The sequence below is a fragment of the Flectobacillus sp. BAB-3569 genome, assembly GCF_002270355.1.
GTDB classification, from domain to species: domain Bacteria; phylum Bacteroidota; class Bacteroidia; order Cytophagales; family Spirosomataceae; genus Flectobacillus; species Flectobacillus roseus.
On record NZ_NJFZ01000015.1, the window covers coordinates 134,461 to 154,122 of the forward strand.

At 38.7% G+C, this 19,662-nt stretch carries 13 protein-coding genes and 1 pseudogene; 11 read left to right on the forward strand and 3 right to left on the reverse strand.

The annotated features are described in order from the left end of the window. Positions 1 to 108: 108 nt before the first annotated feature. The 11 genes and pseudogenes from BWI92_RS14620 to nspC all read left to right on the forward strand — a co-directional run bounded on the left by BWI92_RS14620 (position 109) and on the right by nspC (position 15,433). Positions 109 to 2,352: a glycosyl hydrolase family 28 protein gene (locus BWI92_RS14620; protein ID WP_095164000.1), complete on the forward strand. Its 2,244-nt coding sequence runs from the start codon at positions 109 to 111 to the stop codon at positions 2,350 to 2,352. Between the two features lie 238 nt (positions 2,353 to 2,590). Next, positions 2,591 to 3,615, forward strand: a pseudogene (locus BWI92_RS28685) (glycoside hydrolase family 105 protein). A 20-nt stretch (positions 3,616 to 3,635) separates the two neighbouring features. Next, complete coding sequence (locus BWI92_RS28690) at positions 3,636 to 4,409, forward strand: hypothetical protein (protein WP_310588907.1); 774 nt, start codon at positions 3,636 to 3,638, stop codon at positions 4,407 to 4,409. A gap of 589 nt (positions 4,410 to 4,998) precedes the next feature. Further along, the gene (locus tag BWI92_RS14630) at positions 4,999 to 6,531 is read left to right on the forward strand and encodes a tagaturonate reductase (RefSeq protein WP_095164001.1); all 1,533 of its coding nucleotides are present in this window, start codon (positions 4,999 to 5,001) and stop codon (positions 6,529 to 6,531) included. A gap of 326 nt (positions 6,532 to 6,857) precedes the next feature. Beyond that, complete coding sequence (locus BWI92_RS14635; RefSeq protein WP_095164002.1) at positions 6,858 to 8,492, forward strand: UxaA family hydrolase; 1,635 nt, start codon at positions 6,858 to 6,860, stop codon at positions 8,490 to 8,492. A gap of 367 nt (positions 8,493 to 8,859) precedes the next feature. Continuing rightward, entirely contained in the window at positions 8,860 to 10,260 is a 1,401-nt protein-coding gene (gene uxaC / locus BWI92_RS14640) for a glucuronate isomerase (RefSeq protein WP_095164003.1), read from the forward strand. Positions 10,261 to 10,312: 52 nt separating this feature from the next. Further along, positions 10,313 to 11,335: a sugar kinase gene (locus BWI92_RS14645; protein WP_095164004.1), complete on the forward strand. Its 1,023-nt coding sequence runs from the start codon at positions 10,313 to 10,315 to the stop codon at positions 11,333 to 11,335. Positions 11,336 to 11,417: 82 nt separating this feature from the next. After that, complete coding sequence (locus BWI92_RS14650) at positions 11,418 to 12,086, forward strand: bifunctional 4-hydroxy-2-oxoglutarate aldolase/2-dehydro-3-deoxy-phosphogluconate aldolase (protein WP_095164005.1); 669 nt, start codon at positions 11,418 to 11,420, stop codon at positions 12,084 to 12,086. A 49-nt stretch (positions 12,087 to 12,135) separates the two neighbouring features. Further along, positions 12,136 to 13,374, forward strand: a complete 1,239-nt coding sequence (locus BWI92_RS14655) for an MFS transporter (protein WP_229363131.1) — start codon at positions 12,136 to 12,138, stop codon at positions 13,372 to 13,374. Positions 13,375 to 13,749: 375 nt separating this feature from the next. Further along, a complete protein-coding gene (locus BWI92_RS14660) occupies positions 13,750 to 14,088 on the forward strand; it encodes a cupin domain-containing protein (protein ID WP_095164007.1) in 339 nt (112 codons plus the stop codon). Positions 14,089 to 14,299: 211 nt separating this feature from the next. Further along, positions 14,300 to 15,433 (forward strand): carboxynorspermidine decarboxylase, encoded by a 1,134-nt coding sequence (nspC, locus tag BWI92_RS14665; protein WP_095164008.1) that lies wholly within the window; start codon positions 14,300 to 14,302, stop codon positions 15,431 to 15,433. A gap of 70 nt (positions 15,434 to 15,503) precedes the next feature. On the opposite strand, the gene BWI92_RS14670 is transcribed toward nspC, so the two are convergent. From BWI92_RS14670 to BWI92_RS14680, 3 genes are all read right to left on the reverse strand, one after another. Next, on the reverse strand, positions 15,504 to 15,995 hold the full coding sequence (locus tag BWI92_RS14670; RefSeq protein ID WP_095164009.1) for a DUF4199 domain-containing protein: 492 nt from the start codon (positions 15,993 to 15,995) through the stop codon (positions 15,504 to 15,506). A 586-nt stretch (positions 15,996 to 16,581) separates the two neighbouring features. Then, entirely contained in the window at positions 16,582 to 17,466 is an 885-nt protein-coding gene (locus BWI92_RS14675; RefSeq protein WP_095164010.1) for a pirin family protein, read from the reverse strand. A gap of 89 nt (positions 17,467 to 17,555) precedes the next feature. Then, the gene (locus BWI92_RS14680; RefSeq protein WP_095164011.1) at positions 17,556 to 19,268 is read right to left on the reverse strand and encodes a cellulase family glycosylhydrolase; all 1,713 of its coding nucleotides are present in this window, start codon (positions 19,266 to 19,268) and stop codon (positions 17,556 to 17,558) included. Positions 19,269 to 19,662 lie beyond the last annotated feature (394 nt).

Genomic DNA, 19,662 nt, shown 5'->3' on the forward strand with positions numbered 1-19,662 from the left:
ACAATAACTAATGAAAAAAGTCCTTTTATTTACCTTCACGCTTCTTACCATATTTAGCTTCAAGCTCGAAGATACTCGTACTACTATTTTTTGTGCGGAGACTCAACCATGGCTGATAAGGCTGCAAATGCCGCACCCGAAACTGGTTGGGGGATGGTTTTGCCAGAGTTTTTTACTGATGAAATCAAAGTTGAAAATCATGCTGTAAATGGTCGTAGTACTAAAAGCTTTATTAACGAAGGTCGTTGGAAAACGGTAATAGAAAAGGTAAAAAAAGGTGACTGGGTTTTGATTCAGTTTGGGCATAATGATCAAAAAGTGAACGATACGACTCGTTCTGCTCCTTCACAAACGCTTTACAAACAAAACTTGACGCGTTTTGTCAACGAAACTCGTGCTAAAGGTGGCAACCCTGTGTTGATTACACCTGTGATGCGTCGCAAATTTGATGAAGCAGGTAAGTTTGTTGATCAACATCAAGACTACCCAGATGTAGTAAAAGCTTTGGCAAAAGAGTTGAAAGTACCCATGATTGATTTACACCAAAAATCACAAAAGGTAATAGAGCAACATGGTGTAGCAGGTTCAAAGAAACTTTTCTTACATTATCCTAAAAATGTATATGCTCGCTACAAAGATGGCGCTGCTGACGATACACATTTCTCAAGATACGGAGCTGAAGTAATGGCTAGCTTGGTTTGCGAAGATATTGCATCTTTAGGTTTACCACTGAAATCGTCTTTCAAAAAGTCGGTTTATCCAACCAAATTTATTTACGAATTGCCAAAGGTATCAACGCCAGTTTTCAAGAAAGATACTTTTAATATCATAAACTTTGGTGCCATTGCAGATGGACAAACGCTAAATACGAAAGCTATCAACAAGGCGATTGTTACTTGTAGCGAAGCTGGTGGAGGTACCGTAATTGTACCATCAGGCGTTTGGTTGACAGGCTCAATTGTGATGAAAAGTAATGTTAATTTACATTTGCGTAATGGTGCATTGATTCAATTTAGCAATCGTTTTGAAGACTTTGATTTGATTCGTACTACTTACGAAGGCTTGACTGCTGCTCGTTGCCAAGCACCTGTGTATGGTATTGACTTGGAAAACGTAGCGATTACAGGTTTTGGTGTTTTGGATGGAGCAGGCGATGCGTGGCGTCCAGTAAAACGCTCCAAAATGACCCAAGGCGCTTGGGAAAAACTCATTGCATCAGGTGGTTTGTTGAGTCCAGACAAAAACAACTGGTATCCAACTCAAAAATCATATTTGGGATCGACAGTACAATTGCCAGGTGTATTGAAAGATGGAAAAGAGGTAAAAGATTTTGAATATATCAAAGATTTCCTTCGTCCAAACATGTTGTCTCTTACGCGTTGTTCGAACGTGTTGCTCGAAGGGATTACTTTCCAAAATTCACCTGCTTGGTGTTTGCACCCATTGTTGTGTGACAATATTACTTTGAAGGGTGTGAAAGCTAAAAACCCTTGGTATGCCCAAAATGGCGACGGGATAGATTTGGAGTCATGCAAAAACGCTTTGATTGAAGATTGTACTTTTGACGTAGGCGACGATGGTATCTGTATCAAATCTGGGCGTGATGAGGAAGGTCGTAAACGTGGTGTTCCTACCGAAAATGTATTGATTAATAATTGTTTTGTGTACCATGCTCATGGCGGTTTTGTGATTGGAAGCGAGATGTCTGGCGGTGTCAAAAATATGTTTGTGAATAACTGTACATTTATGGGAACAGATATTGGTTTGCGCTTTAAGTCGGCACGTGGTCGTGGAGGAGTAGTGGAAAATATTTATATAAGCGACATTGGAATGACCAATATCCCTGGCGAAGCAATTTTATTTGATATGTATTATGCTGCTAAGGATCCAGTGCCTGTATATGGTGAGAAGACAGATATTCCTGAAATAAAATTTGAGCCAGTTGGAGCAGGAACACCACTTTTCAAGGATTTCTACATGAAAAATATCGTTTGTCGTGGTGCTGAAAAAGCCTTGTTTATTAGAGGTTTGCCCGAAATGCCTATCAAGAATGTGTGGTTAGAAGATGCTATTTTGGAATCTGATAAAGGTATGATTTGTACAGAGGCTGAGAATATCAATTTGAAAAATGTGAGTATTCTTTCAAAGGATGCTACAACTATTCAAATTCAGAATGGACAGCAAATTACCTTGGACAATATTCAGTATAAAGGTGCCTCGACTGACTTATTATTGAAAATAACAGGAGAACGTAACAAAAGTGTTCGTTTGGTTAATACAGATACCAAGCAAGCTAAAAAAGACGTTGAACTTGGAGAAAAAGTGCCTTCAAGTGTTCTTTTGAAGAAGTAAGTAACTTCGTGACATAATCTCATAAAGAGTATCCTGAATTGAAAAGATCCTCTTTATGGAAACTCAAGTCTCAACGCTTTGAAAGAACGTATCTCTCAAAACATTCTAAAACATTCAAAAAACAAAACCTATGTTCAAAACAACTGCAAAAATATTGACAGTTTGCGCATTGATGGCGAATTCGGCTTTTGCTCAAGTACAGCAGTCGTTGCCTTGGTCAGAACGAATGGCAAATACCATGTTAACCGTTCACAAGGATACCATTACTTATAGTGCTGAAAAGAAAAATGCTCATTGGGAATACGAAATGGGCTTGATGATGAAGTCACTCGAAAACGTTTGGTATCATACGGGCGACGCAAAATATTTCCGTTACATCAAACAGGTGGTTGACCAGTTTGTCGACGACAAAGGGAACATCCGAACATACAAACTCGATGATTACAATATTGATATGATTACGCCTGGTCGTTTATTGTTGACTTTGTATCATGAAACGAGTAAAGAAAAATATCGTTTGGCTGCTGATAATTTAATGAAGCAGTTGCACGAACAACCTCGCACTAAAGAGGGTGGTTTTTGGCACAAAAAACGCTATCCAAACCAAATGTGGTTAGATGGTTTATACATGGCAGAACCATTTTATGCAGAATATACAGCGATGTTTGGACCTTCAAAAAACTTTGATGATATTATTAATCAGTTTGTTTGGATGGAAAAAATAGTCGTGACGATAAAACAGGTTTACTGTATCATGGATGGGACGAAAGCCGTGAGCAGAAGTGGTCAGATCCTAAAACAGGTAAATCTCCTAACTTCTGGAGTCGTGCAATGGGCTGGTACACAATGGCTTTGGTAGATGTTTTGGATTATATTCCTGCCAATCATCCACGTCGCGGGGAATTAGTGGCTATCTTACAACGTATCATTCCAGCCGTTATCAAGTTCCAAGATCCTAAAGAAGGTTGTTGGTATCAAGTAACTGATAAAATTGGTGGTAAAGGTAATTATTTGGAAGCCTCTGGTTCCTCTATGTTTGTGTATTCGATCGTGAAAGGTGTTCGTTTGGGCTATTTGAGTCCTGCCTACATGGTAGCGGCACAAAAGGGCTATCAGGGTATTTTGAAAAACTTTATTTCTACAGATGCTAATGGTTTGATTCACCTAGAAAAAACCGTGCAGGTTTCTGGGTTGGGTGGTACTCCTTATCGTGACGGTAGCTACGAATATTATTTAAGTGAAAAATCCGTCAAGACGATTTAAAAGGCGTAGGTCCATTCATCATGGCAAGTGTGGAGATGGAGACATTCCCTACTTTGTCGATTGGCAAAGGCAAAACCGTTATGTTAGACAACTTCTTTAACCGTGAATATCGTAAAGGATTTACAGGAGAAAAAGAAACATATCACTATACTTGGTACGACCGTAAGGATTCTGGATACTCGCTTTGGGGCAAAATCTTTAATGAATATGGCGCCAAACTAGGTACTTTAGAAGAAGCTCCAAGTGCTCAAAATTTGAAGAATGCCAGCGTATTTATCATTGTTGACCCAGATACACCAAAAGAAACTCCAGCACCAAACTATGTTCAAGAGAAGGACGTAAAAGTAATTGCTGACTGGGTAAAAGCAGGTGGTGTATTGGTTTTGTTGGCCAATGATACCTCTAACGCAGAAATTAAGCATTTCAATCAATTGACGAAGGCGTTCGGTATTAGCTTTACCAACAAAAACCGCAATATGGTGAAGAATGACCAATTTGAGCAAGGTAAATTTGAATTCAATAATCATCCAATTTTCAAGGATGTGAAGAAAATTTATGTAAAAGAATTGGTAACCCTAGAAACAAAAGCACCAGCAAAACCGATCTTGGAAGAAGGTGGCGATGTGATTATGGCAACAGCCAAAGTTGGTAAAGGTACAGTATTTGTCCTTGGTGATCCTTGGATTTATAACGAATACCTCAATGGCAAACGCCTTCCTTTGCAATACGAAAACTTTAAAGCTGCTAAATACCTAACAGAATGGCTTCTAAAACAAGCCACCATTAAAAAGTAAGTCGAGGGCGGTGGTGAGAATATCTTACTACCGCCTTTTTTTTGAGTGCAGAGTTGTGAATTATGAATTGTGAGTTAGTATTGTAAGGAGGATTTCCAACAATTGCGGATTTGGGATTTCTGATTTCGGAAATAAATTAAAATACCTTTATTTTTTTACAAAAAAGGTAATTACACTTCCAAAATCTTACAACCGATATCCGAAATAGACAGTTTTTGAGTCCTTCGCATTGTTCCAGTGCTGAGTTGTGAATATGAATATTGATAATTACTTAACATTACTACTCAAAACTCCTCACTCAGAACTCATCACTCCTCACTCAAAAAAACTCCAATAGTTTCTATTCTTAAAAAAATACAAATCCTACTTTCTGGACGATTAAGTGATATACCGCAGAGTTGTGGAAAATTGATTGAGGGAATGATTTTCGGGAACGATGCCGAAAACGATTGCGTAAAAACATTCTCCTATTCACTTGCACGAGCTAAACATTTGACATAAACTTATTTTACAAAACTATATAGTTTTAAACGTATCCTTGGAATAATATCATTTTTAGGCATAATGCCTTTTGAATAAAACGACTGCTATGAAAGATATTTCATTTTCACAATTGGATTCAATTGTGCCTCAATGTGCGGTGAATTTACCAAACCTTAACGACCTCAATCTTCCAGAAAAGGTATTGCAATTTGGTACAGGAGTATTACTCCGTGGTTTACCAGATTATTTTATTGACAAAGCCAACAAGCAAGGCGTTTTTAACGGCCGCATTGTGGTGGTAAAATCTACATCAGGGGCATCCGATGAGTTTGACCAACAAGATAGCTTATACACGATTTGTGAGCGCGGGGTACAGGCAGGAGAACAAATTGAGTCATACACCTTGAGTTCGGCTATTAGCCGTGTGATTTCAGCACAATCAGATTGGAAAAAGGTGTTGGAATGTGCGCATAATCCTGAAATGCAAATTGTCATTTCAAATACTACTGAAGTAGGAATTCAATTAGTACAAGATGATATTAGTAACAACCAACCTCCTGTATCGTTCCCAGGAAAGTTACTAGCGTTTTTGTATGAAAGATATAAGGCGTTTAATGGCGACAAATCAAAAGGTTTGGTGATTGTACCTACGGAGTTGATTCCTGACAATGGTAAAAAATTGGAATCAATTGTGTTGGAATTGGCACATTTGAACTCTTTGGAAACCGACTTTTTGGATTGGTTAGAAGTATCTACCACTTTCTGTAATTCGTTGGTAGACCGTATTGTTCCAGGAAAACCCAAACCAGAGGTGAAAGAGGCGATTGAAGCTCAATTGGGTTATACAGACCAATTATTGATTGTTTCTGAGGTTTACCGACTTTGGGCTATTGAGGGTGATGAGCATGTGAAAGAAGTTCTTTCGTTTGGACAAGTAGACGAAGGTGTGATTGTTGAACCCAACATTGATTTGTACCGTGAGTTGAAACTGAGATTATTGAACGGGACTCATACACTTAGCTGTGGACTAGCATATTTGGCTGGTTTCAAAACAGTATCTGAAGGAATGGAGGACGAATATTTAAGCACTTTCGTAAGTAACTTGATGTTGGCTGAGTTAGCTCCATCAATTCCATACAAAGTGTCAATTTTGACTGCAGAACGTTTTGGTCGTCAAGTATTAGACCGTTTCCGTAACGATAGTATCCAACACAACTGGTTGAGCATTACAATGCAGTATACTTCTAAAATGAAGATGCGTAATTTGGCAACTTTGTTACAGTATTATCAAAATTTTCCATGTGTTCCCGAGTATTTTTCGGTAGGATTTGCAGCTTATTTGCTTTTTATGAAAGCAGAACTTGCTGAAGATGGAAAATATTATGGTACAAGCAACGGAGAGAAATACCTTATTCAGGACGACAAAGTGGCTTATTTTGCTGAAAAATGGGCTACACTATCTCCGGAAGAATTAGTGGAATCTGTACTTTCTGATAAATTTTTGTGGGGAACAGACCTTGCGGCACTCAAAGGATTCTCTGCTATGGTCACAGAGTACTTATGCAGAATGACTAACGAAGGTGTATTGAGTACCCTAAAAATATTTGTACGTAAAGGTGAAGATACCTTGGTAAGTTAAGTTGGTGGGCAAAATAAAATTTAATTTTTGAGCCTTTGGCTTTCAGCTTTGTGCATTCGGCAAAAACATATCTATCGTGACTAAAAGACATTTTAACACTCTTTGCCTTGTGCCTGTTGCCTAGTGCCTAAACACATAACTTAAATCTAATTCTGCACGATTACTTAAGTTGATGGGTAAAATTAGATTAAAGTTGTCAGGCACTGGCAATAGGCACAAGGCAAAGAGTTAAGGTAAAGTGTTGTTAGTTAATATTTCACATTCACAATTCGTAACTCGTAATTCCTCATTGTCCTTCTTCTGTAACCAGTAAACATTCTCAAAAAATGAAAGCAAAAGCTATCAAAATCAATCCTAGCGACAATGTCTATGTAGCTTTGACAGACCTCAAAAAAGGGGAGGTGCTAGAAGGAATCGAATTAAAAACAGATGTTCCTGTTAAACATAAATTTGCAGAATTTGACTTCGCCACGGGCGATTTGTTGAAAATGTATGGTCTTACCATTGGAAAAGCAGCTCAGCCTATTCAACAAGGAGAACATATTACTACTTTCAATGTAAAACACGTAGCCGAATCATATGGCGAGCGTGTGCCTAACTTGGAGTGGCAAAAACCAGATATTTCAAAGTTTGAAGGACGTACTTTCAATGGTTTTCATCGTGCAGATGGTCGTGTGGGTTCTGCTAATTATTGGTTGGTAGTACCAATGGTTTTTTGCGAAAACCAAAATGTTGAGGTGATTAAAAATGCTCTTTTGAACGAATTGGGCTATGCTAAGGCATCACAATTCCAAGGATATACGCAAAGCTTGATTAATGCTTACAAAAACGGAGTAGATGTTTCGGCATTAGTTTATGAAGAAACCGAACAAACTGAAGATGGGCGTGGTAAATTATTTCCACAAGTAGACGGTATCAAATTCTTGACACATACTGGTGGTTGTGGTGGTACTCGCGAAGATGCTCAAGTATTATGTCAATTGTTGGCAGGATATATTACACATCCCAATGTTGCAGGAGCAACGGTTTTGAGTTTAGGCTGTCAAAATGCTCAGGTAAAATTATTGCAAGATGCCATTGCTAAAGTAGACCCTCAATTCTCAAAGCCTCTTTATATTTTTGACCAACAAGCTATCGGAAACGAAGAGCAAATGTTGCGTCAGGCTATCAAACAAACCTTTATTGGTCTTACGATTGCTAACCAAGCGAAACGTGAACCTGCACCACTCTCACATATTACTTTAGGGGTAGAGTGTGGCGGTTCGGATGGTTTTTCAGGAATTTCTGCGAATCCATCAGTAGGATATTGTGCAGATTTGCTTTCTGCTTTAGGAGGCAAGGTTATGCTAGCTGAATTTCCAGAATTATGTGGAGTAGAGCAAGAACTTATCAATCGTTGCGTGAGTGATGATTTAGCAGATAAGTTTACCACTATTCAGGCAGCTTATGCACGCAGTGCGGAGGCGGTTGGTTCTGGATTTGATATGAACCCTTCTCCAGGAAATATCAAAGATGGCTTAATTACTGATGCGATGAAATCGGCAGGTGCCGCTAAAAAAGGGGGAAGTTCTCCTATTTTTGACGTATTGGATTATACTGAACAAGCGACTAAGTCAGGCTTAAATTTGCTTTGTACTCCGGGTAACGATGCCGAATGTACGACAGGTTTGGCTGGTTCGGGTGCCAATGTAATCATGTTTACAACGGGCTTAGGTAATCCAATGGGTAATCCTATTTGTCCTGTTTTAAAAATTTCTTCTAACTCTGCTTTAGCAGAAAGAATGTCTGATATTATTGATATCAACGCAGGAACGGTTATTACAGGAGAAAAGACCATTGCCGAAATGGGCGAGGAGTTGTTGGAATATTGTATTAAAACTGCCTCAGGTGAGTACACGCCAAAGGCTGTTGCTCTTGGACACGATGACTTTATTCCATGGAAACGTGGAGTCTCTTTGTAAGTGTTGAGTATGGAGTTTTGAGTGCGGAGTTTTGGGATTTCTAAAACCATTGCCAAAAGCCGATAGCTCACAGCCGACACACTTGCCCCCGTTGGAGTTTTCTCCAACGAGTTGAGCGCTAACTAAAGAGTATGGTTTGTTGCTTACGCGAGGTTGTTGGAGAAAACTCCAACAACGGCTTCTGAGTGCTGAGTATGGAGTTTTGAGTGAGGAGATTTAGATGATTGAGCCCACAAAACTTCTGCTGAAAGCTCAAAGCCGAAAGCCGTCAGCTCACAGCCGACAGCCAAAATATTTTCCAAATACAGTCTCTTGCTTGGGTTACTAAACTTTAAGCATTTTTTTGAACTACTATCAATTTCAAAAGATGAAAAACTTCTTAGACGACAATTTTCTATTACAGACTGAAACAGCTCGTACTTTGTATCATGAGTATGCGAAGCAAATGCCAATTATTGACTACCACTGCCATCTTCCACCAGACCAGATAGCGGAGGATAAGTCATTTGAGAACCTTGCCCAAATTTGGTTGTATGGTGATCACTACAAATGGCGTGCTATGCGTACAAATGGAATCAACGAAGCCTATTGTACTGGAGACAAGTCGGATTATGAGAAATATGAGCAGTGGGCAGCAACGGTTCCTTATACCATGCGTAACCCTTTGTACCACTGGACTCACCTCGAATTACAGCGTTATTTTGGGGTAAATGAAATTTTGAATCCATCGACTGCCAAGGATATTTACGAAAAATGTACTGCCCTTCTTCAAACACCAGAATATTCGGTGAGAGGTTTGTTGAATAAAATGAATGTAAAAGTGGTATGTACAACCGATGACCCGATTGATTCTTTGGAATATCACCAAAAAATCAAAGCTGATGGTGTTGAGGTAAAAGTATTGCCTACTTTCCGTCCAGATAAAGCAATGGCGGTTGAGAATGTGGCAAATTTTGTGGCTTATGTGGCAAAATTAGAAACAGTTGTAGGTCGTAGTCTTTCCACTTTGGAAGAATATCTAGGTGCTTTGAAAGAGCGCCATGATTTCTTTGCTGAAATGGGTGGCAAACTCTCTGACCACGGTCTTGAGCAGATTTATGCGGAAGATTATACAGAAGATGAAATTGCTGCTATCTTCTTGAAAATCAAAGGAGGAAGTGAGTTGACTTTAGAAGAACAATTGAAGTTCAAATCTGCGATGTTGATTCATTTCGCCATTTGGGATTGGGAAAAAGGTTGGACTCAGCAATTTCACTTAGGTGCATTGCGTAACAATAACCTTCGTGCTATGCGTGAATTAGGTCCTGATACTGGTTGGGATTCAATTGGTGATTTTGACCAAGGTAAAGCCCTTTCGAAATTTTTAGGTAAATTAGACGAGAACAACCAATTGGCTAAAACTATCCTTTACAACTTGAACCCTCGTGATAACGAATTGATGGCTACTATGATTGGTAACTTCAATGATGGTTCTGTAGCTGGGAAAATCCAATTTGGTTCTGGTTGGTGGTTCCTCGACCAGAAAGATGGTATGGAAAAACAAATCAATGCGCTTTCAAATTTGGGCTTGTTGAGCCGTTTTGTAGGTATGTTGACAGACTCTCGTAGTTTTCTTTCTTTCCCTCGTCATGAGTATTTTAGACGAATTTTATGTAATATATTAGGTAACGACGTTGAAAATGGCGAACTACCTAACGATATTCCTTGGATTGGAAAGATGGTTCAAGATATTTGTTACAACAACGCCAAAGAATACTTCGGATTTTAATTGACTCGGCTAGGTATCTCAGAGGTATCTAGCCGCTTTTTAAAATAGATATATGCAAAAAATAGTGTGTTGTTTTGGAGAGATTCTTTTACGTTTTTCTCCTCAGTTGGGTGGTGAATGGATTAAAAATGCCACAATGCCCGTGTTTGTTGGTGGTGCCGAATTGAACGTAGCCACAGCTTTAGCTAATTGGAATGTGCCTGTGCAATATACAAGTGTATTGCCCGACAACCAGCTTTCGGTTGAATTGAAGCAGTATATCGAAGAAAAAGGTATTTCTGCTGATAAAATGCCTTGCTTCGGTGACAGAATAGGTACTTATTACCTTCCGCAAGGTGCTGACCTCAAAAATGCAGGCGTAATTTATGACCGTGCTCATTCTGCTTTCTGGACTTTAGCGCCCGGTAAAGTAGATTGGGATAGCATTCTCGAAAATGTCTCTTGGTTTCATTTCAGTGCGATCAGCCCAGCTTTGAACGAAGACGTAGTGGATGCCTGTGAGGAGGTTTTGAAAATTGCTAAAAGCAAGGGTATTACCGTATCCGTTGACCTCAACTATCGTGCAAAGCTTTGGAAATACGGCAAACAACCTGTCGAAATCATGCCACGCTTAGCACAATACTGTGACGTTATCATGGGTAATATTTGGGCGGCTGATTGGCTCTTGGGTATTCCTGTAGATGCAAGTATCAGCCCCGATTCAACACAAGAAGAGTATTTAGCGCATAGCATTCGTACGGCAGAAGCTATTCAACAACAATACCCTCAATGTTCTGTGGTAGCGCATACGTTCCGTTTTGATGCTCCTCCGAAAGGCATTTTGTATTATACCACACTTTTTACCAATGGTCAACAATACGTTTCTCCGACTTTCACAATTGATGAAGTTGTAGATAAGGTAGGCAGTGGTGACTGTTTTATGGGAGGTTTGATTTATGGTTTATATAATGAAAAATCTCCTCAAGAAGTAATTAATTATGCAGCCGCAGCGGCATTCGGCAAGCTGAATGAATATGGCGATGCTACCAAACAAAGCGTAGAACAAGTAGAAAATCTACTGGCTAAGTTTTTATAACCATAGAAATCACTGAGAAAATGATCTCGGTGATTTCTATTATCTTTTATTGTTCCTCTCAATTTTAATTAAGAAATATAAAATGGCCCTTTTTAAAAGTGCAACGGTTGATCAACTCATCGCAAATTATCCCGTTGTTCCCGTTTTTTATCATGAAGATTTAGCATTAACACAAGGTATCATTAAAGCTTGTTACGATGGTGGAATGCGTGCATTTGAATTTACTAATCGTGGTGAAAGTGCCTTGGCAACTTTTACGGCTTTAGTGCCTTTTATTCGTGAAAATTGCCCAGATATGGCAATTGGTATCGGTACTATTTTCAAAGCAGAACAAGCTGCAAAGTTTATCGAATTAGGGGCAGATTTTGTGGTACAACCTGTCACTACTGCTGAAGTTGGTGCATTGTGCCAAGAAAAAAATATTGCTTGGTACCCTGGTGCATGTACCTTGAACGAAATTTATCAAGCAACAGAATTGGGTGCTACTGTGGTTAAAATCTTCCCGGGTAATGTTGTTGGTCCAGGTTTTGTAAAATCTATGAAAGGTCCAATGCCGAAGGTGAAAGTAATGGTAACTGGTGGAGTAGAACCTACAACTGAAAGTCTTACAACATGGTTTAAAGCAGGTGTAACTGCTGTTGGAATGGGTTCACAATTGTTTCCAAGTACCGTTTTAGCAAATAAAGATTTTAATCAAATTCAGCAAACCGTAGCTAGCTTGATGGAAACGGTGGCAAGCTTATCTAAATAAAAACTATGGAAAAAAGGTAGGAAGTTATCGTTGGGTCATTGTAGCCCTTTTGTTTTTTGCAACAACCATCAGTTATCTTGACCGTCAAGTGATTGCTTTATTGAAGCCAACTTTGGAAAAGGAGTTTGACTGGAATGAAAAAGATTATAGTAACCTAGTAATGGCATTTCAAGCGGCTTATGCGATTGGTTTGGTGTTATCGGGTAGCATTATTGATAAAATTGGTACGAAATTAGGCTATTTGGTAGCTGTAATTTGGTGGAGTGCTGCAGGTGTTTTAACTGCTGCTGCTACTAGTACCTTTGGTTTTGGTGCATTCAGAGCTTTATTGGGCTTGGGCGAGGGAGGAAACTTCCCTGCTGCTATCAAGAGTGTGGCTGAATGGTTTCCTAAAAAAGAACGTGCATTAGCAACGGGTATTTTTAACTCTGGTGCTAATATCGGAGCTGTGGTAGCACCATTGATGGTGCCTTGGATTTTGGCAGTGTGGGGATGGCAAGTGGCTTTTATAGTAACGGGTGGTGTAGGTTTTATCTGGGTAATTTTCTGGGTAATGAGCTACGACAAGCCAACAACGCATAAATCTGTTACGCCTGAAGAATTAGCCTATATCCAAAGCGATGAGGATGAAGTGGAAACATCTGATGAGAAGCCTGTCAAATGGGCGCAATTGTTTGGTATTCGTCAAACTTGGGCTTTTGTTTTTGGAAAAATGTTAACCGACCCAATTTGGTGGTTCTTCTTGTATTGGTTGCCTTCATATTTTGCTGAAACTTTCCAATTAGACTTGAAAAAACCATCTTTAGAACTTATTATTGTTTATACTGCTACAACTATTGGTAGTATCGGTGGGGGATATGTATCTGGTTTCTTGATCAACAAAGGGTGGCCAGTTTTTAAAGCTCGTAAAGTAGCGATGTTGAGTTTTGCCTTGGCTGTTGTGCCAATTATGGCTGCTCAGTATTGCTCAAATATTTGGCAAGCGGTAGTATTGATTAGTATTGCGGCGGCGGCTCACCAAGCGTGGAGTGCTAACATCTTTACGACTGCTTCGGATATGTTTCCTAAAAAGGCAGTTTCTTCTGTTGTAGGTATCGGTGGTATGGCTGGGTCTGTTGGTGGTATCCTTTTTCCATTAATGGTAGGTACTATTTTGGATTCATACAAAGAAGCTGGAAATATCACAGCAGGTTATAATATCATCTTTATTGTGTGCGGTTTTGCCTACTTATTAGCGTGGGGCTTAATGCACTTGTTTGCTCCGAAAATGGAGAAAGTAGAATTGTAAAAAATAAGTGGACAAAGTTTGATTTAAGATGTCAGGCTATAGGCATTAGGCGACAGGCACTAGGCAAAGAGTGTTAAAATGTTTTTTTATTAACGATAGATATATTTTGCCGAATGCTCAAAGCTGAAAGCCGAAAGCTCAAAAATTAAATTTTACTTTGCCCATTAACTTAATAAAATCTTGTTAAAAACGTGAATGGATTAGCCAGTGATGCTTGTATGTGTTGCTGGCTAATTTTGTAAAAAGACAAAGTAAAAAGATGGCTGTAAGCTGTTAGCCGTAGGCAAATTGGCTTTTTCTTTTTCCTACGGCCTATAGCTTAATGCCTACAGCCCAATTAAAATTCATAACTCACAATTCACAATTAAATCAGCTATGTCACAATTTGGAAAAAGATTTGTTCATGACGAAGACCTTGCCTGGGAAACAGTAGGCGAGGGGTTACGTCGTAAAATTATGAGTTATGACAATAACGTCATGATGGTAAAAGTAGCCTTCGAAAAAGGTGCTGTAGGTTCGTTGCATAGCCATTATCATACGCAAATTAGCTATGTCGAAAGTGGAGCTTTTGAGATAACCATTGAAGGTAAAACCGAAGTGCTTAAACAAGGCGATACTTATTACATTCCTCCACATATTGTACACGGAGCAGTGGCTTTGGAAGTAGGAGTGTTAGTGGATGTATTTGCACCGTTTCGAGAAGATTTTGTTTAACATATTGTTAGTTACTCAGGGCGAAATCTTCGCCCTTTTGTTTTGATTTTCATCATTTTTCAAATTCTTAATCTAAGGTTCATAGTTTCTTGGTAATTTTGCACCTTATTAGCAATTGGGTACTGAACTAATTTAGTTAAAATAGGTTTATCAATTGAAACCAATAGTTCAGTTCAACAACAAACCATTTCAACCAAGAATATCTTATCAGATGATTGATTTTTCACAAATTCCTTCGCCTTGTTATGTAATCGAAGACCAACTTTTGAGAAAGAACCTTACACTTCTCAAATATGTACAGGAGCAAGCAGGAATCGAGATTATTTGTGCGCTTAAAGGCTTTTCAATGTACAGCACTTTTCCAATGGTACGTCAGTATTTGGCTGGTGCTACGGCAAGTTCACTCAACGAAGCCCGTCTTTGTTTTGAGGAAATGAAAGCTAAGGCTCACGTATATGCCCCCGCTTATTTGGAACGTGAATTTGACGAATTGATGTCTTATTCGAGCCATATCACTTTCAACTCGTTGAATCAATATAATACATTTGGGGATAGAGCACGTGCTAATGGTATTAGCTGTGGTTTGCGTATTAATCCACAATACTCTGAGGTTGAGACAGATATGTATAATCCATGTATTGCTGGTTCGCGATTGGGAATTACTCGTAATCAATTAGGAGATACTTTGCCAGAAGGTATTGAAGGTTTGCACTCACACACCCTCTGCGAAAATGATTCATATACATTAGAGCGTACTTTGAACGCTATTGTAGAACGTTTTGGCGATTTATTGGAACAAGCTAAATGGTTGAACTTGGGAGGAGGACACTTAATTACTCGTGCTGATTATGAGCCTGAGCATTTGATTTCTGTATTGAAAAATCTGAAAGCTCGTTTCCCTCATCTTAAAATAATTCTAGAACCAGGCTCAGCAGTAGGTTGGAGAACAGGTTATTTGACCTCAACGGTGATGGATATTATTGATTCACAAGGAATTAATGCAGCCATTTTGGATGTGAGTTTTGCAGCACACATGCCAGATACCCTAGAAATGCCTTATAAACCAAGAATTTTGGGCGCTCACCACGAACCTGTGGAAGGCAAACCAACGTATCGTTTTGGCGGTATGACATGTTTGGCAGGTGACTTTTATGGAGATTACTCTTTCGACCAAGAATTGAAAATTGGAGATTCTATCGTATTTGACGACATGATTCATTACACGATGGTAAAGACAACGACTTTCAATGGCGTTAACCTTCCTTCAATTGGTATTTGGAGAGAAAACGATACTTTTGAATTAGTTAAATCTTTTGGTTACGAAAGCTTTAAAGATAGATTGTAAGTTCGAGTAACGGAATTACTTTTTAGAGAGTTTTGAATAATGTCAAAGCCCAAAGCTTTGACATTATTGTTTAAACCCTTTCTTGCTTTGTCCCTTTCACAAAAAAGCCTACAATAGCCGTAGTCATCATACCCATAATCGGGGCACCAACGACACTCTGAATCATATAGTTTTTCTCATTGAATTGATTCAAAGCTTCTTCCTTTGTCATCATATTGTGAGAAATGACATATCGAATGACATTTGGAAAAAACTCTGGTGTGATGATGTGCGTCGTAATCCACTGTGTTAGTGGTGCCAAAATCGTAACCACCAATGTAATATAAAATCCACTCATCAAAGCTTGTTTGTAGGTCATATTACCTCCTAAGTCTTTGAAACGTTTTTCTCTTAGGGCAAATACGTAAAGCGTTATGGCAGGAATAGCGATGAAGTTGGTATAAATCGGATGCTTGTCGATATATACATCGTGCAAGCCCGCAACTTTTTCGAGCGTCATCCATAACAGAGTCATTAACGAAAAATAAATACCCCATTTGATTTCAGTAGAGATAGCTTTCATATCGAGATTTAGTTTTATTTCTCTTTAAGTTAAACTAAAATATGAAAGAATTCAAGCGATTGCGGATTTGGTATTGCTGATTTTTAAAATAATATTTTGAGTAATCAATAAGATAAGAGTATGTTTAAAAATTTTATTTGGCATTTGTAGAAGAAACAAAATTTCCATTCGCTGCTCCTTACTTTTCTTCACTAGGCGTGCCCATCTAACACAAGAAAAGTAACCGCGCGGCGGCCGCAAAAGAAAGTCAAGAAATCCTAATCGGAGTGGCGACCTACCTCGCCTGCGGCTCAAACAGTAGGATTTCAGAAAAACAAATACATACTTTAAATTTTCAATGGCTTATAAAACTACTCTGAAACTTCTTAGTTCAAGACTTAGTCTTGGACTTATTTTTAAACAGTTTTAAACTGTTTTTATAAAATTCAGTACTCCAAAAAATCTATTGCTCATTTTGTCCAGTAATCAAAAGATTTGATCATTTGAAGATGTAAGATGTTGATAATTAAAATTTCACATTCACAATTCATAAGTCATAATTCAGCAATAATACTTAGTCTCGAACTAGACAATTCATTATAAATACTTAAGAAACTTTTCCAATCACAGGCAAGGGGACAAAGCCTGTTTCGCCTTCTATTTTGGGGAATAATTGGTCTTGCCAACGTTGTTTAGCCTCTTCTAGCATTTCTTTATCACTTGCTACAAAATTCCAAAACATAAATCTTTCTTCTGGAAATGGCTCTCCACCAAAGATATAAATGGTTGTATTTTCACCTATCGTAAATTCACAAAGTGAAGCATCTTTGGCCACTAGAATTCTTTTGGGTTCATACACATTCCCTTCGCTTTCCACACTTCCTTCCAAAATATACATGGCCGCCTCCCCAAAAAGAGAACTACCGATTTTGACCGTTTTTTTAGCTGTAGATTTGATTTCTAGTAAAAAAAGAGGACTATATACTGGTACGGGAGATTGATGCCCTAAGGCTTCGCCTGCAATGAGCTTGTATTGTACGCCATCTTCTTCCCATGAAGGTAATGTGTCGGCTTCGGCATGGAAAAAGCTAGGCTCCATTTGTTCCAAATGTTTGGGTAATGCCACCCATATTTGTAGACCATGTAGAAATTTAGGCGAATGTCTTAAATAGTCTGGCGTACGTTCGGAGTGAACGATTCCTTTACCTGCGGTCATCCAGTTGACAGCCCCTGGTTGAATTTCCATCTGTGTTCCTAGGCTGTCTCTGTGCATTATACTGCCTTCAAAAAGATAGGTGAGGGTAGACAACCCAATGTGTGGATGCGGTCCGACATCGAAGTTTTCATAATCTTGGAGCTGTGTTGGCCCCATGTGGTCGATAAAAGTAAAAGGACCCACCATTCGCTTGGTACGGAATGGTAGCAATCGACCTACCCAGAAGTTCCCAACTTCGTGCGGTCTTTCTTCGATAATATGGCTTAGATTTGACATATACAAAGATAAGTTTTTGCCTTATTTTACAAAAAATAAGCCAGTCCAAAAATGAACTGGCTCGACATAGAACGAAGGGTTATTAAGTATTAATTGAGTTGGATAGTTCTAAATAAAATATTTCCTTTCACAAATTTGATTCGAAGCTGCTGAGTACCTTTATTTAACCGAATTGTGCCTGCCTTGACCCATTTCCAATTTTTATCATTACCAGTGGGTTGAATTTTGGTGGTAGATAACAACTGATCATTGCTCCATATTTCGATTTCCCCTTCAGCTTCTTTTGAAGCTATTTCTAGATTTATCTGATATTTTTTGGCTTTTTCTACCTCAATGGTATAACCCAACCATTCCTCATTTTCAATTGAAAAGACCTGATATTGTCCATTTTCTAATTGAATATCTACGCCATCATTGCGATATACTTTTCCACGATTTCCTTGCGTATTGACGCCTGGAGTATAGTGATAACTTGCGGTATCTTTATCATAATACCCAATTCGTTGCCCTCCTAAGTCAAAATCAACCGCAGGAATGGTAACCGATGAGCCGATGCGATGTGTTTTGAAAGCCAAAGCTTTTTGCTCTCTTACTTGTCTAAACATCGCATCAATCACGTCGGCGTGGGGTTGGTTATTAGGAAGTTGAATGAGTGAAATAAGTTCGTCTAAAGAGGTTTGTGCGTCTTCTTTGCTAGGCTTAGGACCTTTGTTGTTCCAGTAATCCAAAAGCTTTTGGTAAGATGGCGTTATTTTGATTTCCCAAGGATTATTAATTCCCATTTTCTTGGATTGCCACCATGCCCAACCAATATCATTGGATTCGACCAAACGGATCGCTTCAGTAAACCAGTTGTTAGAGTTTTCGCCCGATTCGCCTAACCAAAGCGGTACGTTATATTCATCTCTGAGATTTAAGAAATTTTGAATAGCGGCTTTGGTATTAAAATTTCCATATTTATGAAAACTCAATACCATATTATTGTCCCAAGCAGGCAGAATTCCACGGTAATTATTCCCAAAACCATTTCCTTCAATAATGATAATATGATGGTTGTCTACCTCACGAATCGCTTTGGTAATTTCAATCATCAGGTTTCGTAGTGGAAGATTGAGTTTTTCCTCTGTTCCTCTAAAATCCTTTACATCCTGAAAGCCCCAATTGGGCTCATTGATAATGTCATAACCTCCAATCCAAGGTTCGTTGGCGTATCTTTGTGCGAGTTTTTTCCAAAGAGCAATTACCTTCAATTGATTATCACGACTTTCCCATAAAGATGGCATATTTGGATTACGATCAGAAATAGCTAAATCATTCCCTTGTCCGCCAGGCGCTGCGTGTAAATCTAAAATCAAATACATTTTATTGGCTTTGCACCAAGCTAATAGGCTATCAGTCATGGCAAAACCCTTTTCTAACCACGTGTTTTGTCCTGCAATGGGTTCTTTTTCTACCGATAGGGTATATAAATCATAGTGCATGGGCAACCTGATAGAATTGAATCCCCATGCCGCCATTGAATCAATGTCGGCTTTTTGGGTATGTTTTTCGAGCCATTGTTGATAAAATTTATCAGTGGCGTCTTGTCCAACAAGCTCCTGAATTCGGGCTTTGATTTGATACTGCTGACCAATATTTCCAAGTTTAAACATATAGCCTTCTTGCAACATCCAGCCACCCAGCCCCATGCCTCGTAAGATTACCTTGTTCCCGTTCGAGTCGGTGATAATTTTTCCTTTAGCTTTCAAAAATCCTTGAGCCTGAGCGATTACCGAGATAATCGCTAGGACAAGAGTTAACATACACTTTTTCACTATTTTGTTCTGAAGGGTTATTAAATCCTTATGTTTTGGGTCTAGCTGTGAATTAAAACCCTAATCTCCAACTAGAATTAACGCCAGAAGACCCAAATCATAAGGACAATGAATTTATAGTTTTTAAAGAAATTGGATATATAAAAAATTAGCAAAACTTATTTTCAAGATTTTATACAGGAGTAAAGGTTAAAACACTACAGATATATTTTAGGAATAGGTAGCGTAGTAATTGTTTGTCAAAAGTAGAAATACTCTATGAGGATTAATAAAAATGTACCCCTACATTACCCCAACATTAGGACAATAAGGATAGAAAACTATAATATTTTGGACTTTTTGCCAGATATTTGTTTTAAAATACACACATCGCCTGTATCGT